General features: G+C 68.4%; 14 protein-coding genes. 1 reads left to right on the forward strand and 13 read right to left on the reverse strand.

Translation table 11 applies throughout. The features are described from left to right. The first annotated feature begins 4 nt into the window (after positions 1-4). Positions 5-247, forward strand: a complete 243-nt coding sequence (locus tag ACIBL3_RS31395) for a hypothetical protein (RefSeq protein ID WP_396357362.1) — start codon at positions 5-7, stop codon at positions 245-247. Between the two features lie 227 nt (positions 248-474). Here ACIBL3_RS31395 and ACIBL3_RS31400 read toward each other — a convergent pair whose 3' ends face one another. The 13 genes from ACIBL3_RS31400 to atpD form a co-directional block, all read right to left on the reverse strand. Further along, a complete protein-coding gene (locus ACIBL3_RS31400) occupies positions 475-2,013 on the reverse strand; it encodes a DUF222 domain-containing protein (RefSeq protein WP_396357363.1) in 1,539 nt (512 codons plus the stop codon). Positions 2,014-2,094: 81 nt separating this feature from the next. After that, positions 2,095-4,200 (reverse strand): DUF6351 family protein, encoded by a 2,106-nt coding sequence (locus ACIBL3_RS31405; RefSeq protein ID WP_396357364.1) that lies wholly within the window; start codon positions 4,198-4,200, stop codon positions 2,095-2,097. Positions 4,201-4,214: 14 nt separating this feature from the next. Beyond that, positions 4,215-4,895, reverse strand: a complete 681-nt coding sequence (locus tag ACIBL3_RS31410) for a discoidin domain-containing protein (protein WP_396357365.1) — start codon at positions 4,893-4,895, stop codon at positions 4,215-4,217. Between the two features lie 3 nt (positions 4,896-4,898). Beyond that, positions 4,899-6,458 (reverse strand): FAD-dependent oxidoreductase, encoded by a 1,560-nt coding sequence (locus tag ACIBL3_RS31415; RefSeq protein ID WP_396357366.1) that lies wholly within the window; start codon positions 6,456-6,458, stop codon positions 4,899-4,901. A 15-nt stretch (positions 6,459-6,473) separates the two neighbouring features. Further along, positions 6,474-7,487, reverse strand: a complete 1,014-nt coding sequence (locus ACIBL3_RS31420; protein ID WP_396357367.1) for a LacI family DNA-binding transcriptional regulator — start codon at positions 7,485-7,487, stop codon at positions 6,474-6,476. Then, positions 7,484-8,461, reverse strand: coding sequence for an ABC transporter ATP-binding protein (locus ACIBL3_RS31425; protein WP_396357368.1), 978 nt, complete (start codon positions 8,459-8,461; stop codon positions 7,484-7,486). The genes ACIBL3_RS31420 and ACIBL3_RS31425 overlap by 4 nt, the downstream gene beginning before the upstream one ends. Continuing rightward, positions 8,458-9,441 (reverse strand): ABC transporter ATP-binding protein, encoded by a 984-nt coding sequence (locus ACIBL3_RS31430; protein WP_396357369.1) that lies wholly within the window; start codon positions 9,439-9,441, stop codon positions 8,458-8,460. Before ACIBL3_RS31430 ends, ACIBL3_RS31425 begins: the two co-directional genes overlap by 4 nt. After that, positions 9,441-10,301 (reverse strand): ABC transporter permease, encoded by an 861-nt coding sequence (locus ACIBL3_RS31435; RefSeq protein ID WP_396357370.1) that lies wholly within the window; start codon positions 10,299-10,301, stop codon positions 9,441-9,443. The genes ACIBL3_RS31430 and ACIBL3_RS31435 overlap by 1 nt, the downstream gene beginning before the upstream one ends. Positions 10,302-10,305: 4 nt before the next feature. Then, positions 10,306-11,304 (reverse strand): ABC transporter permease, encoded by a 999-nt coding sequence (locus tag ACIBL3_RS31440; RefSeq protein ID WP_396357371.1) that lies wholly within the window; start codon positions 11,302-11,304, stop codon positions 10,306-10,308. A gap of 2 nt (positions 11,305-11,306) precedes the next feature. After that, the gene (locus ACIBL3_RS31445) at positions 11,307-12,941 is read right to left on the reverse strand and encodes an ABC transporter substrate-binding protein (protein WP_396357372.1); all 1,635 of its coding nucleotides are present in this window, start codon (positions 12,939-12,941) and stop codon (positions 11,307-11,309) included. 156 nt (positions 12,942-13,097) lie between these two features. Next, the gene (locus ACIBL3_RS31450; protein ID WP_396357373.1) at positions 13,098-13,529 is read right to left on the reverse strand and encodes a DUF2550 domain-containing protein; all 432 of its coding nucleotides are present in this window, start codon (positions 13,527-13,529) and stop codon (positions 13,098-13,100) included. A gap of 107 nt (positions 13,530-13,636) precedes the next feature. Continuing rightward, on the reverse strand, positions 13,637-14,041 hold the full coding sequence (locus ACIBL3_RS31455; protein ID WP_396357374.1) for a F0F1 ATP synthase subunit epsilon: 405 nt from the start codon (positions 14,039-14,041) through the stop codon (positions 13,637-13,639). Position 14,042: 1 nt separating this feature from the next. Continuing rightward, positions 14,043-15,500, reverse strand: a complete 1,458-nt coding sequence (gene atpD / locus ACIBL3_RS31460; RefSeq protein WP_396357375.1) for a F0F1 ATP synthase subunit beta — start codon at positions 15,498-15,500, stop codon at positions 14,043-14,045. Position 15,501 lies beyond the last annotated feature (1 nt).

Here is a 15,501-nt window from a genome sequence, read left to right on the forward strand (position 1 = left end):
CAGCGTGTTCCCGTACGCGAAGCTCCCGGCCATCCGCTCCTTCTGTCTTGCGCGTTTGGAGGCCGCTCACCACGCAGGTGAAGCAGAAGCGCCTGAGCTTCGTGCGCGGTTGGAGAACGCCGTCCATGCGCTCCGCGCCCTGGAGCCTGATACCTGGTGGCAGGCCGAGGAGGACATCCGGGACATCGCCGTCCGCTTCGCAACCGACCCCGATTATCCAGCCCTCGGCTTGACCGGCCGAGCGTGAGACCGATTGGTTCAGATCAGGTCGGGTGGCCGGTGGGGTGCCTGGACTCGATAGGTGCCGGTTGGGGTGACGTGGAAGGTGAAGCCGTGCGGTGTGGTCCATTCCAGGGTCTTCGGGTCCAGGCGCTGGACGTTCCAGCCTCGGGCATGGGTCTTGACCCTGTGGGTGAAGCGTCCCAGGGGAGCGAGGTTTTGGGTGTTGGTTTGGCCTGGTGGTCCGAGGGGGTCCTACGGCTGGATGTGGTCGACATCCATGGAGCGATTGGTTTCACGGGTGCCGTACGGGAAGAGTTCGACCGGGTGGGTGAGCTTGATGCATTCACGGATGCGGTGCGGGATTTCGTAGGCGTCGACACTGACCGCGTCGTTGAGATCGATGACGGGCTTGACGACGTAGGGGCCGTGACCGATGAGTTCGGTGAGTTGGGCGGCGAAGAGGGGCCCGATGCCTTCGGCGCGCAGGACTCCGGTGCCGGTGGCGAGGGTGTGGTCGGTGAGGTGGACATAGATCTCGGTCTTGCCAGGGCGTAGTCGCCCGGGCCGGTCGGCACCATCCTGGGTGGTCTGGTTGCAGTGGGCTTGATGCTTGATCTTTGCGAACCGCGCGTTGAGGGCGCGTTGGGCGTCTGGGGTGAGGGTTTCGCCGGGGTCGAGCGTGGCATGGGGCCCGGGCCAGGCGGGATCGACGGGCGCGGTGAAAGGCACGTCGAGGGGATCGGGGTACTCGCTGTCGCTGGGATGGGGTGCGTCGCGGTCGGCCTCGTCCTCTGGACCAGGCTCGCGCCAGGGCCTGGACCAGTCGCTCGGTAGTTCGTCGTCGGCCCAGCTCGTAGAGGCCGGAGCCGTGGCCGGCTTGTCGCCCCAGGTTCCATGGCTGGCTGTCCTGGCGGGCTTGGTCGTCCTGCGGTGGCTGACGCCCGCTCCCGACGCGGCGTCGGCAGCTGGGCCAGTGTCAGGCTGGGCATGTCCGGGCGTGGGATCGTGGAGGTGTTGTTCGCGGGCCTGGAGGAGGAGTTCCTCGGCAAAGCGGGGGTCGGCGATGATGCCGACAGCGTGGGCACGGCGGTAGTTGGTGCTTCTGGTGTCGCCGAAGCTCTGTTGGGCGTCGGCGATGGCGGCGATGGTGGCGTCGAAGCGGATGGCGTCGCCGGGACTGGTGCGGATGTAGATGGTCTTGGTGCCGTGATCGTTGGTCCGGCCGATGAAGACCCCGCGTTCGCGGCTTTTCTCCTCGGCCTCGGCGCGGGCGCCCGCCGGGTCGGCGTGGATCTTGGCGGCCTTGATGATCTTGTCGAGACGGTACGGCGTGGTCGTGTCGAGGATCGGGGCGAGGCGCTGATCGACGTAGTGGGCGGCTTCCTCGGACAAGTTGATGCACGCAGTGGTGAGAAGGCGGGCGCGCCAGGGGGTCGCCTCGCCGGCCAGCACGCGGGCCCAGGTGAACGGAAAGCGGTGCCGCAACGCCAGCGCCTGGCCGAGGTAGTCCGCCGCCACCTTTGGTGAGATGCCGAGCATCACCCCGAACTCGGCCACGGCGAACTCGGCGATCGCCGGACAGCCGTCACCACCGAGCACCACCGATCGTTCGCGGCCTTCCCAGGAACGCCGGCCGGGCCGGGCCAGGCAGGCGTCGGGATGGTGGCGGTCGGCGTAGATCTGGGCGTGTTCGATGAGCCGGGTAGCGGCACGGTATTCCTCGGCGCGGTGCTCGGCGGCCGACTCCAGCAGGCCGGCCGTCGAGAGCGAGGTGAGATCTCCATCGAACATGTGTTCTAATGTACACAGAGAGTCAGCAACCTTCAAATCCCTTACCCACAAGGGAGACCGAACCAGAGAGGTGATCCGATGTCAGTTGAAGTGCAGCCAGGTGCCGGCCATGGGCTGCTGGGAGATGCCCGGCTTGGAGTAGTCGCAGACGCCGCTGCGGAAGATGCTGAGCAGGCGATTCCATTGGACGTCGGTGAAGGTGGAGTAGTCGCTGCGCACTGGCGTGCGCAGCCGGCACTTGATCACGTCCGCGGCGACTCCGGCGCCCGCGACCTCCCGCGGGAACGACGCCGACGGGAACAACTGCTCACACTGCGAGGCAGGATCCCGATCCAACGGCTGCGCGATGAACTCGGACGGCCCCCGGCACCCCTCCACCAGCGACGACGGTCGCGCGTCCACGATCTTGTCCAGCCGCGGACGCGACGAGTCGTCGGCCGCCAGCGTGGTCAGCCACTCGTCCAGCGAGTCGACCGCGTGCTGCAGCAGCGGGCTCGCCGTACTGAACAGCCCGTACCGAACGTCCTCCAGCAGGCTCACCTGGTTGGCCGACGATCCGTTCGCCTTCTCCAGCCGCGCCCGCATCGAGAACGTGTGATACCGGACGTGGATGTCCCCGTAGGCCTGATCGTCGAAGTACGCGCGGTAGTCGATGATCGGTACGTCGGCCAGCCCGCCCCCGCCGCTGGTCAGCCGCCCGGTCCGGTACGCCGTTCGCACCGCCTGCGGATCCGCCACCGTCCGGGCGGGCACGACGTTGGCGTCCGCGTCGAACCCGCCGACATGCTCGTTGAGGTCGAGGAACTGCTCGGCCGTGATCACGCCGGATCGCAGCACGCCGAGCCCGTACTGCACGCCGACGTTGTCCAGCGGTCGCCGTGCGAACCCGGTCGACGGGTCGGCGCCGTACGCGTTGATCGCGTGGTCGAACACATCGCACCGGACCCCGCGGGGATTCGTCTCCGGGTCGTAGCGGTCAGCGGGCGGGACGATGTCGCAGTTCCGGCGCGGGTCGATCCGCCCGGCGCTGATCGCCATACTCGGCAGCGTCGCGTACGTCGCGAACCCGGCCACCTGCCGTTTCTGCTCCTGCGTCCACGACACGTTCGACCGCGAGGTGAAGTAGGAGTCGAGCAGCCACGCGTCGCTGATGAACGTGACGGTCCCGAACCCGACGTCCGGGAACGAGCAGCCGGCGATGATCCCGTCGAAGATGCCGGGGTAGTTGTCGGTGATCTGATGCGCCTGGTACGAGCCGCCCGAGCAGCCGAAGCCGACGGTGTACGCCGGACGCCCGTAGTGCTCGACGAAGAGCTCCTTGGTCATCATCGCCGACTCGGCCGCGGTCAGGTCGTTGCAGTTCTGGCCGAAGACGTTCAGCGACGACGACATCAGCGCGTACCCGCGGCCGAGCAGGAAGGCGTCCGTCACCCCGCCGGTCGTGCTGCCCGAGCGGTACCAACCGCCCGCGCAGCCGCCGCCGAGGGTGAAGATCGCCCGCCCGTTCCATCCCGCCGTACGCCTGGTCGGCCGCGGCTTCGGTTCCCGCAGCGGGTCGTGCAACATACTGGTCTGGACCACAGCCCGGTTCGCGCTGCCCGTCTCCATCCGGACGATGAACGGCGCGTTCGCGTCCGTGCGCGCGAGATCGGCCGGGTACGACGTCGCGCCGGCCGGCCACTTGGCCCACGCGCCCGCGGTCGTCCGGTAGAAGTAGTCCACCCGCGGCTTGACCGTGCAGTCGGCGTCGAGCGGCTCGCCGAGCGTGCCGCCGATCACCGGAATGACGAACTTCGCGGTCTCACAGACGAACGGCTGCTGGTGCGGACCGGAGAACACCGGCCCCTGCCGTGGATAGTTGCGGACGTCGAGAGTGGTCTTCTCGTCACCGGCCTGGGCCCGGAGGGTGTTCAAGCCCAGGCGCATGCCCCCGACCAGACCGGTCAGACCCTGCTCGTCGGCGGTGAACGCCGACGTCACGTCCTTGCCGTTCAGCGTCACCTGCACATGGTCGGCGCCGCGCGGCAGGTCGACGTGCACAAGCGCGTCGCCGCCCGTCACCTTGTCCGGGCGTCCGGAGAGCACCTCCAGCTTCAGCTGCCGGGTCGCGGTGGCCGGAACCGCCGGAACGAGCAGGAGGACGGCGAGCAGACCGGCGATCAGACCGGCTGGTCGGGTGCGATACACGGGTCCTCCAAGGCTCAGTGGGCGGCAACCTCGTAGACGCGGGCAACATCGGGGGTGGTTCCGGACGGATCGGTCACAATCAGGCGAAGCTGGTCGACCGTGGCGGCCGGCCCGGGGACGGAGACGAGCGATCGGGTGTTTCCGGTGACGCTGCCGAGCTGCACCCAGCCGGCGGCCGTGTGCGCCTCGACCCGGAACGCGGACAGGACGGTGCCAGTGGCAACGTTCGGGTACCCGTACCCGCTGTAGACGTCGACCTGGCTCACGTCCCTCAACGTACCCAGATTCAGCGTCAATACCGGCGAGGCGTCGCCGACCGCCGACATCCACCGCCCGGAGTCCACGCAGGAGCCGTCGACCGCCTTCGCCGCCCCGGACGAGGCGTCGTACGTCGACGAGGCCGTCGCCGTGGCGCCTCGAGCCAGGTGGTCCGAGCACGGTGAGACCGCGGGCGCCCCGGCGAGCCAGTCCCGGACGAAGGCGCCCTGGTACTCGCCGCTCAGCAGGTTCCAGTTCTTGTCGAACATCACCGGCGCCCAGAAGTTGTCGAAGATCCACCCCATCCATCCGATCTGCGGCCGCGCGTCCAGGTACTGCCGCAACGGCAGTCCCCAGCCGGACGTGGTCCCCGCGGTCACCTGGTTGGCCGACGGCGACGGGTCCCAGCCGAACTCGGTGAGTACGACGGGCTTCACCTTTCAGTCGCGATGGGTGCGGATCTCCTCCGGCCAAGCGAGCCGGACGCCGAGGCCGTCGGCCAGCAGGCGCTGGTAGTCGGCCAAGTGGGTGGGGTCGTTGCGGACCTTGCGCGGTGCGAGCCCGTTGGTGAGGCAGAAGCTGACCAGGGCGCCGACGGCCTCGCCGATGCTCCACTCGACCGGGTGCAGCCGGTAGCAGCCGTTGGTCACGTGGGTCGAGCCGATGTTCTTGTTGGCCGGGAGCAGGTTGTCCACCCGGACCGGGATCAACGCGCCGAGCGGGATCTGGAACGGGTACGCCTCGATGTCGACATACGTCCGCCCCGCCGTGCTCGGATGCAGGTCGATCCGGTACCGCCCGAGTCCGACCGTGTCCGCGAACACCTCGCTCCCGGCGCCGTCCGGTCGTGCCTCGACGCCGACGTGCTGCTCGAGCACGGTGAACTCGGCCGCGATCCGCCGGGACTCCCGGATGTACGGCGTCTTGGCCAGCCCGTCCGCCGTACCGGTGATGTCCGGCCGCAGCCGCAACCCCGGGTATCCGGCCTCGGTCTGCAGCCAGTACAGGAAGGACAGCGATAGCTCGCGACTCGCGGCCAGCGTCTGCGCGGGGTCGTCCACGCCGATCAGCGGCCGCTCCCAGTAGTCGATCTGCGGCCAGTTGACCACCGTGACGTCCGGGATCGCCTTGTCGATAAAGTTGCTCGCGGCAAGAATCCGGCGGAACTCCCAGAGCGGAAAGGGCGCATGCTCGGCCGGGTTCCGCTCGAACAACCGCCACTCCCGCTCCTGCAGCGTGATCGGTACGACGTCCCGCCACGACAACTGCGGTCCCGGCCAGAACGGCGCGACCGTGTCCCGCCAATGCGCGTATCCGGCAGGGCGGTCGATCGTGTGGTCCTCCCCCGGCCGGTGCTCCAGCGCGAAGCACCACGAGATCGCCTGCTGATCCATCGGGTCGGCGACTGCCGGCGCGTGCAACTCTCCGGTCGCCGCCTGACTCTCCGCTCCGACCACGTGCTCGACCCCGCCCAGTTCCAGCAGGTCACCGAGCTCGGTCGCGTCGACGACGTACGTCGCAGTGATCGTCCGCTCGTCGCCGGTGCGCAGGTCCCGCACCGTCACCGCCTCGATCGAGTCGCCGTTGGCATGCGCCGCGACCAAGGAGTGCTCGAAGTGAACTGTGATGCGACCACTGACCCGCCACGGCGCGAGCATCTCCTCGAGTACGGCGGCGGCGACCCGCGGCTCGTGGCAGAACCGGCTGACGATCCCGCGCCCCGGATCGAGCAACGGATCCGCGGCCACGTCAGGCATCAGCGGGTAGTTGCGCCGGTAGTAGTCCCGGATCCGCCGGCGCAGGTCGGCGTACCCCGGGGCTGCGTACTCCTCGATCCACGGGTGCTCGTCGGGTGGCACCGACTGGCTGGTCAGCTGGCCGCCGAGCCAGTCCGTCGGCTCGGTCAGGACGACGCGCCAACCCAGCCGGGCCGCGGTCAACGCGGCCGCGACACCTCCCAGGCCGCCCCCGACCACCAGTACGTCCGTTGCGAGTTCCACCCGTTCTCCTTCCGGTCACCGTGGGTCGGCGACGGTTTCGCCGGCCACCAGATCGCACTGCACCAACTGACTGACCGGCGGCTCGTCCGGGTTCTCCACCCGGGCGACCAGCGCGTCGATCGCGATCCGGCCGATCTCCTTGCGCGGGATCACCAGGCAGTCCCAGCGATGCCCGGGCTCGTCACCCGATCCCTCGAGGACGGCGACCGACAGGTCCGCCGGGATGCTCCGGCCCCGCGCGGCCAGACCGCGGCGGAGGTCCTCCGCGAGCCGCACGCTCTCGGCGACGACCGCGGTCTCAGGACCGTTGGCGAGCTCGTCGAGCCACGCGTCGGTCAGCCACGGCTCGCCACGGAACCCGGGCGAGCGGTCCTGCAGCCCGAGGCGCTCGACGGCAGCGCGGTAGCCCGTACGGCGGTCGACGTACGACTCCTGCTCGATCCCTTCCCGCAGGTACGCGAGGTTCCGGTGCCCCCGCTCGGCCAGGGATTCGACGATGCGGGCGGCGGCGCTCTCGTAGTCCGGCACGATGCACGGGATGTCCGCGCCGGGCACCTCCCGCCGGCCGATGTGGACGAACAGGTACCCGTCGTGCCACAGCCGGGCGAGTTCCTCGCGGTCGGTCGCGACACCGAGCAGCACGCTGCCGTCGGCGAGGTTGAGCCGGTTCGTGCCGTCGCGGTAGATCCGGCGGCGGCCGTCACTGGTCCCGGTCGAGGTGAACAGCACCAGGTCGTAGCCGACCTCCTCGGCGCGCTCCTCGATCCCGAGCAGGAACTCGAAGTAGAAGTCCTCGCGGGCGTGCGGGAACACCGCCTCGAACGTGTGCACGCCGAGCAGGCGGTTGCGCTTGTTGCGCAGGTTCCGGGCGGCCGCGTTCGGCACGTACCCGAGCTCCTTCACCGCGGCCCGGATCCGCTCCCGGGTCTCCTCCGGGATCCGGTCCACGTCCCCGCTCACCACCCGGGAGACCGCGGACTGCGACACCCCCGCGAGGCGGGCAACATCGGATTGTCTTGGCGCCTTCATTCCTTCTCCTGCAGCCAGCAGTGCGTCCACTGCCCATTGGGTTGTTCGGTACGTCGTGGTGCCTCGGTCCGGCAGATGTCCATCGCGACCGGACATCGTGGGTGGAACCGGCACCCGGCCGGCGGATCGATCAGGCTAGGCGGCTCGCCGAGATCCTCCGCGTCGAACAGGGTGTCCCGGTCGCGGCGACTCCGCTCCGGATCCGGTGACGAGTCGATCAGCAGCTGCGTGTACGGGTGCAGTGGCCGCGCGATCACGTCCTCTTTCGGACCGCCTTCGACCATCTGGCCGGCGTACATCACCACGATGTCGTCGCACAGGTAGCGCGCGCTCGCGATGTCGTGCGTGATGTAGAGCAGCGCCAGCCCGTCCTCGGTCCGCAACCGGTCGAGCAGGTTGAGCATCTCCAGCCGGATCGACACGTCCAGCATCGAGATCGGCTCGTCCCCGAGCAGTACCTTCGGCTCGACCGCCAGCGCCCGCGCGATCACCACCCGCTGCCGCTGTCCACCGGACAATTCGTGCGGGAACTTGTCGATGAACTGCTCCGCCGGCGACAGACTCACCCGCTCGAGCAACTCGACCACCCGCCGCTGCAACTCGTCCTTCGACCGTACGGCGTGATGCAGCTTGACGGCTCGCTCGAGGTTGTACCGCACCCGGTGCAGCGGGTTCAGCGAGCCGAACGGGTCCTGGAAGATCAGCTGGACGTCGCGGTAGTACGCCCGCGCCTCCCCCCTGATCGTCTTCCCTTTGACCGTCGTACCTCGCAGCCGGATCTCCCCCGACGTCGGCGGGTAGAACCGGGCCAGCATCCGGGCCAGCGTGGTCTTCCCGCTCCCACTCTCACCGACCAGCGCGACGATCCGGCCCGCCTGCAGCGCCAGCGTCGCATCCTCGACCGCCCGCACCACCCCGCGCCCGACCGGAAAATGCTTCGAGACCCCACGGGCCTCCAGAACGGGTTGGCTCATGGTCGATCATCTCCCGACGGGTACAGGCGGCAGGCGACGGCGTGGTCCTCGATCGTCAGCAGGCTCGGGCGGTCCTGGTCGCAGCCGGTGAGACGGTCCGGGCAGCGCGGGTGGAACGAGCAGCCGGGTGGTGGGTTGCGCAGGTCCGGCGGGGTGCCGGGGATGCCGGTGAGGCGGCGGACCGGCGAGCGCAGCGGCGGGAACGAGTCGCGCAGACCGCGCGTGTACGGGTGACGCGGCTTGGTGTAGAGCGACTCGGCGGTGCCGATCTCGACGATCCGGCCGGCGTACATGATCGCGATCCGGTCGGCCAGCTCCAGCAGCAGCGACAGGTCGTGGGTGACGAAGACGACGGCGAATCCGAGTTCGCGCCGGAGCCGCAGTACCTGAGCCAGGATCTGACGCTGCATCACCACGTCGACCGCCGTGGTCGGCTCGTCCATCACGACGAGCTCGGGACCACAGGCCAGCGCGAGCGCGATACTGGCGCGCTGGCGCATCCCGCCGGACAGCTCGTGCGGGTAGCTGCGGACCCGATCGGCCGAGATCCCGACCAGACCGAGCAACTCGGCGGCGCGAGCGCAGGCGTCCTTGCGACTCAGGCTCTTGTCGTGCGAGCGCAGTACGTCGACGAACTGCGCGCCGACCCGCATCACCGGGTTGAGCGCGTCCATCGCGGACTGCAGCACGATCGCCAGCGAGGTCCAGCGCAGCGACCGCAGCTCAGCCGGCGACAGCGTGGTCAGGTCGATCTCGGCACCGACACGCGGCTGGAAAGTGATGCTGCCCGCGGTGGTGACGGCCGGCGGCCGCTGCAGCCGGGTCAGCGCGGTGATCAGGGTCGACTTGCCCGAGCCGGACTCCCCCGCGACGCCGAGGATCTCGCCACGGCGCAGCTCGAACGACACGTCGTCACAAGCGCGGACCGGCCGGTCTCCGCTCAGGTAGTCCACGGTGAGACCTTCGACTGCCAGCACCATCAGGCCTCCACCACCTTGCGGGTCCGCACGAGCACCGACCGACGGGCCATCCGCAGCTTGGGGTTCGACACCTCGTCCACGCCGAAGTTGACCAACGTCGCCGCCGTACCGATCAAGGCGATACACAACCCCGGCGGGACGAACCACCACCACAACCCCCGCAGTACGGCGCTCTGCTGCTGAGCGGACTGGATCATCGTGCCCCAGCTGATCGACCCGGAGTCGGAGATGCCGAGGAACGCCAGCCCGGCCTCGGCCATCACGCCGCCGATCATGCCGTGCAGGAACATCGCCGAGATCCACCCGGTCAGGTGCGGCAGGATCTCGCAGAAGATCAGCCGCCGGTGCGGTTCGCCGACCATCCGCATCGCCAGCACGAAGTCCCGGCTGCTCAGGCTCAGCGCCTGCGCCCGGAGCGTGCGGGCGCCGCCGGACCAGCCGAACAGGCCGATGATCAGAGCGATCACCCACGGCCCGGTGCCCTGCACGTAGCCGGCCACGATCAGGATCAACGGCAGCACCGGCATCACCAGGAACAGGTTGGTGAGGAAGTTCAGGCCGTTGTCGACCGCGCCGCCGAAGTACCCGGCCGGGACGCCGACCAGGATCGCGATCAGGGTTCCGATCGCGGCGGCGAGCAGGCCGACCAGCATCGAGCCGCGGGCGCCGGCGATGGTCTGCGCGAGCACGTCCTGGCCGAACTGCGTCGTACCGAACAGGTGGTCCGCGCTCGGTGGCTCGGAGATCGCGGTGATGTCGTTCGCTCGCGGGTCGGCCGAGATCCACGGGCCGAAGACGGCCAGCAGCACGAAGAACACCAGGATCAGCAGGCCGACGCGGACCTTCCAGCTACTGAGCATCTCCTCACCCCCTCGCCCGGATCCGCGGATCGAGCAGCACGTACGCCAGGTCGGCGACCAGGTTGGCCAGCAGCACCGCCAGCGTGATCAGCAGGAAGACGCCCTGCATCATCGGGTAGTCCCGCTTCTGCAACGCCTCGTAGAGCAGGTAGCCGATACCGGGGTAGCTGAAGACGATCTCGGTCAGCAGCGCACCGCCGACGACACCGCCGAGCGCCATCGCGAAGCCGGTGAAGCTGGGCAGCATCGCGTTGCGGGCGGCGTACTTCAGCATCACCCGCTTCGGCGACAAGCCCTTCGCCTGCGCGAGCAGCACGTAGTCCTCGCGGACCGTGGTCACCGTCATGTTGCGCATCCCCAGCAGCCAGCCGCCGAACGCCGAGAACACGATGGTTGCTGCTGGCAACACACCGTGGTGCAGCACGCTGACGGCGTACGCGACGCTGAACCCCTGCGGCAGGTCGGCGTCGTACCCACCGGACAACGGGGTCCAGCCGAGGACGAACCCGAACACCCAGAGCGCGAGCAGGGCGACCCAGAAGTACGGGACGCTGGACAGGAACGTGGTGAACGGGGTCAGGATCGCGTCGAACCGGCTGCCCGCCTTCCAGCCCGCGACGACGCCCAGCAGGGTGCCGATCGCGAACGCGGTGACAGTGGTCGCCCCCACGAGGAGCAGCGTCCACGGCAGCGCCTGCGCGACCAGGTCGGCGACCGGGACCGGGAAGTTGACCACCGAGACGCCGAGGTCGCCGTGCGCTAGCTGGCGCACGTAGTCGACGAACTGCTGGGCCAGGTTGTCGGACGGGTTGCCGAAGATCGCCCGGATCGACATCAGCGTCTCGGCCGGCACCTGCTGGCCGCTGACCCGTTCCAGCTCCTCGACGATCGCCGACGACGGGTCACCCGGCATCAGCCGCGGCAGCAGGAAGTTCAGCCCGATCGCGGCGGCCGCGGCGGCCAGGTAGAACCCCAGCCGCCGGGCCAGGAACGCCAGGCGCATCGTCAGCTCCCCCGGCGCTGCAGGCCGAGCAGGGTCAGGATGGTGTCCGGGCCCATGCCGACGAACGGGATGTGGTCGAAGTTCTCCGGTGTCGGCCAGCCGGTCCACCGGGTCGCGTTGATGTCGACGAAGTAGAAGTTGTTGTAGATCGGGCTGAACGACACCTTGTCGACCACGAGCTTCTGGAGCTGCCGGCCGAGCGTCTTCAGTTGCTCGACGTCGTCGGTGCGCTGCATCGCGGCGATGATCGCGTCCGACTGCGGATCCTTCCAGCGGCCCTGGTTCAAGGTGGCCGACTTCCCGACCGGTACGGCGTACTCACTGCTGAGGAAGCGGTAGACGCCGTACACGCCGGAGCCGCCGGTGGACGCCGCGACCAGGTCGAACTGGCCGAGGTTCTGCTTGTCGTAGTACCCCGCACTGGGCTGGCCCGCGCCCTTCACCTGCAGGCCGAGCGTCTGCTTCCAGGTGTTGATCAGAATGTCGGCGTAGTTGCCCCAGCCCCAGTCCGCGTTGAACAGGATGCTCGGCTGGTACCGCTTGCCGTCCTTCACCAGCGCGCCCTGCTCGACGGTCCAACCACCCGCCGCGAGCTCGGCCTTGGCCGCGGTCGCGTCGACCTTCTGCACTTGGCCCTTGTACGCCGGGTCGAGCCAGTCGGCGAACAGCTGCTCGGACAACCCGGTCGGACCAGCCTCGGTCCCCGGCCGCTGCAGCGTGGTCACGACGGCTGTCCGGTCGATGGTGAGGGCGAGCGCCCGCCGTACGTGCACGTCGTCGAACGGCGCCTTGGCGGTGTTGAAGAGGACGGACATCGCGCCGCCGTTGGAGTAGAGCTGGTAGAGGTGCTTGTCCGGGTCCTTGGCGACGTACTCCTTCTCGCCGTTCGCCCAGCTGGCCGACGCCCAGTCGACCTCACCCTTGAGCAGCTGCGCCTTCAACGCGTCCGCGCTGGTCGGGATGATCTTGTACGTCGACATCGGCAGCTTCCCGCCCCAGTAGTCGGCGCGCGCCTTCAGCGTGATCTGCTGCGGCTTGAAGTCGGCCAGCGTGAACGGACCGGTGCCGACCGGCTCCGGGTTCGTCCAGGTGTTCAGGTTCTGCGACGCCCAGACGTGCTTGGGCACCATCGGCAGCAGGATGTTCGCGAACTGGTTCAGGGTCGCGTACGACGGCGCCGCGAACCGGATCGCGACCGTGCTGTCGTCCACCTTGGCGACCGACTTGTAGGTGATCCCGGCGATGCTGAAGTCCGGCTTCTCGATCGGCAGGCCGAGCGAGTACACCACGTCGTCGGCGGTGAACTTCTTGCCGTCGGAGAAGGTGACGTCCGTGCGCAGCTTCACGGTGAGCAGCTTGCCGTCCTCGCCGAACTGCCAGCTCTGCGCCAGCCACGGCTTCACCACACCGCCGTCGCCGTAGTCGACCCGCATCAGCGGCTCGTAGACGAGCTCCATGTTCGGCGCCTTGTCGGTGGCCGGTCCGAGCACGTTGTAGTTGCGGACGAACGTCGTACCGCCGTCGGTCTTGCCGTGCACGATGGTGGCGTCGGTCCCGGCGCCACCGGACTTCGGCGCCGCCGGACCCGAACAGCCGGCCACCAGGGCTCCCACCAGTAGCCCGATCACCCAGCGCATGACATCACTCCCACCAAGAGGGTTGTCTGTTCATACGTATGAGCACGCGTTCAAAAAAATACTGGTGTGAGTCACCAGGGACCTGCTCTTACGTATGCGCAGGAACCTACGAACCGTAAGTGACCCGTGTCAAGAGGTCACCGGTTCCGGAACTTCTCAGTGGTAGGTCTGGCTGCTCGGGGGCGCGGACTCCATCCACGCGAGCACGCCGGTGAGGGCTTCCTCGGTCATCGCGAAGTGGACCGTACGGTCGTTGAGCTTGGCGTCGACGATGACGTGGCCGGCGTACGTCACGAGGGGCTCGTTGCCCATCGGGCGCCGGGTGGTTATGCCTTCCAGCTGACGGCGGTTGACGACGAGTTTCGGCCACCAGGCGAGGCTGAAGACGCGAAACCACTGCAGGTCGTCTCCGACGTACCGGGCCAGGCCGAGCGCCCAGCCGCGGCCATGGTCCTTCTCGGCCAGCTGCAGGCTGCAATCGAACGTGCCGCCGTCCCTGGACAACCAGCGACGGCGGCACGCGAAGGCGATGATCAGCAGTACGGCGACAAGCAGACAGACCCCGACGACATCGAGGACTGTCCGCATACCTTGCGACCTCATTTCCGGTGCCCGAATTCGGTATTGCCCCGGGCACCCCGGAGAACCGTACTGTCAGTGACGATATTCGATTTGTCCGATTATGGCAGGTGCGTTCAATCCGCCTTCTCGGCGGCCCTCACTCGTGCTTCGGCGAGCCGGACGTCTTCCTGGGCGCCCTCGGTGTCGCTACCGGTGGCCAGGGCCCGCTCCAGGTCTCGGCGGGCCTCCTCCAGGTCGATGTCGTGACCCATCTCGGCGTTCTCGGCCAGGATCGAGACCCGGTCGTTCGCCACCGAGATGAAGCCGTCCGGCGCGGCCGCGACGAAGTACTCGTCGTCGACGGTCCGCACCTGGACGGTGCCGCCCTGCAGCAGGCCCAGCAGCGGCGCGTGGCCGGGCAGGATACCGACGTCACCGTCCGTGGTGCGGGCGATGACGATCTTGGCCTGGCCCTGCCACACCGTCCGCTCGGCCGCGACGAGGGCAACCTCGAGGTGCTTGCCGCTCTCGTCGGCCATCTCAGTTGTCCTTCTGCAGCTCGGCCCACTTGCGCTCGACGTCCTCGAGCGAACCGACGTTGAAGAACGCCTGCTCGGCGATGTGGTCGCACTCGCCTTCGGTGATCTTCTTGAAGGACTCGATGGTGTCCTTCAGCGGCACGGTGGAGCCCGGGATGTTGGTGAACTTCTCCGCCATGTAGGTGTTCTGGGAGAGGAACTGCTCGATCCGACGCGCCCGGGCGACGGTGATCTTGTCCTCTTCCGACAGCTCGTCCACACCGAGGATGGCGATGATGTCCTGCAGTTCCTTGTTCTTCTGCAGGATCTGCTTCACCCGGACGGCCACGTCGTAGTGCTCCTGGCCGATGTACTGCGGGTCGAGGATCCGCGACGTGGAGGTCAGCGGGTCGACGGCCGGGTACAGACCACGCGACGCGATGTCGCGGGAGAGCTCGGTGGTCGCGTCGAGGTGGGCGAAGGTGGTGGCCGGCGCCGGGTCGGTGTAGTCGTCCGCGGGCACGTAGATCGCCTGCATCGAGGTGATCGAGTGACCCCGGGTCGAGGTGATCCGCTCCTGCAGCACACCCATCTCGTCGGCCAGGTTCGGCTGGTAACCGACCGCGCTCGGCATCCGGCCGAGCAGGGTGGAGACCTCGGAACCGGCCTGGGTGAACCGGAAGATGTTGTCGATGAACAGCAGCACGTCCTGCTGCTTGACGTCGCGGAAGTACTCCGCCATCGTCAGCGCCGACAGCGCGACCCGCAGGCGCGTGCCCGGCGGCTCGTCCATCTGGCCGAACACCAGCGCGGTGTCCTTGAAGACGCCGGCCTCTTCCATCTCGTTGATGAGGTCGTTGCCCTCACGGGTCCGCTCCCCCACGCCGGCGAACACCGAGGTGCCACCGAAGTTGTGGGCGATCCGGTAGATCATCTCCTGGATCATGACGGTCTTGCCGACACCCGCACCGCCGAACAGGCCGATCTTGCCGCCCTGCACGTACGGCGTCAGCAGGTCGAGCACCTTGATGCCGGTCTCCAGCATCTCGGTCTTCGACTCGAGCTGGTCGAACGACGGCGCCTTGCGGTGGATCGGCCAGCGCTCGGTGACCTCGAACTCGGACTCGTCCTGGTTCAGGCACTTGCCGGTCACGTTCCAGACCCGGCCCTTGGTGACGTCGCCCACCGGGACGGAGATCGCGGAGCCGGTGTCGCGCACCTCGGCGCCGCGGACCAGGCCGTCGGTCGGCTTCATCGAAATGGCCCGGACGATGTTGTCACCGACGTGCAGGGCCACCTCGAGGGTGATGGTCTGGGTGGCGCCGCCGATGGTCAGGTCGACCTCGAGCGCGTTGTAGATGTCGGGCATCGCGTCAGCCGCGAACTCGACGTCGACGACCGGGCCGATCACCCGGGCGACGCGACCGACACCCGCGGCGCCGGCGGCCTCGTTGTTCTTCTCGGTAACCGTGGCAGTCATC

The sequence above is a fragment of the Kribbella sp. NPDC050124 genome, from assembly GCF_044460355.1.
Classification (GTDB): Bacteria; Actinomycetota; Actinomycetes; order Propionibacteriales; family Kribbellaceae; genus Kribbella.

Coding starts and splice junctions, on each gene's coding strand:
- ACIBL3_RS31430 (WP_396357369.1), bottom strand. CDS start 9,441: ATGGTGCTGGCAGTCGAAGGTCTCACCGTGGACTACCTGAGCGGAGAC.
- ACIBL3_RS31400 (WP_396357363.1), bottom strand. CDS start 2,013: ATGTTCGATGGAGATCTCACCTCGCTCTCGACGGCCGGCCTGCTGGAG.
- atpD (WP_396357375.1), bottom strand. CDS start 15,500: ATGACTGCCACGGTTACCGAGAAGAACAACGAGGCCGCCGGCGCCGCG.
- ACIBL3_RS31435 (WP_396357370.1), bottom strand. CDS start 10,301: ATGCTCAGTAGCTGGAAGGTCCGCGTCGGCCTGCTGATCCTGGTGTTC.
- ACIBL3_RS31445 (WP_396357372.1), bottom strand. CDS start 12,941: ATGCGCTGGGTGATCGGGCTACTGGTGGGAGCCCTGGTGGCCGGCTGT.
- ACIBL3_RS31455 (WP_396357374.1), bottom strand. CDS start 14,041: ATGGCCGACGAGAGCGGCAAGCACCTCGAGGTTGCCCTCGTCGCGGCC.
- ACIBL3_RS31440 (WP_396357371.1), bottom strand. CDS start 11,304: ATGCGCCTGGCGTTCCTGGCCCGGCGGCTGGGGTTCTACCTGGCCGCC.
- ACIBL3_RS31425 (WP_396357368.1), bottom strand. CDS start 8,461: ATGAGCCAACCCGTTCTGGAGGCCCGTGGGGTCTCGAAGCATTTTCCG.
- ACIBL3_RS31420 (WP_396357367.1), bottom strand. CDS start 7,487: ATGAAGGCGCCAAGACAATCCGATGTTGCCCGCCTCGCGGGGGTGTCG.
- ACIBL3_RS31450 (WP_396357373.1), bottom strand. CDS start 13,529: ATGCGGACAGTCCTCGATGTCGTCGGGGTCTGTCTGCTTGTCGCCGTA.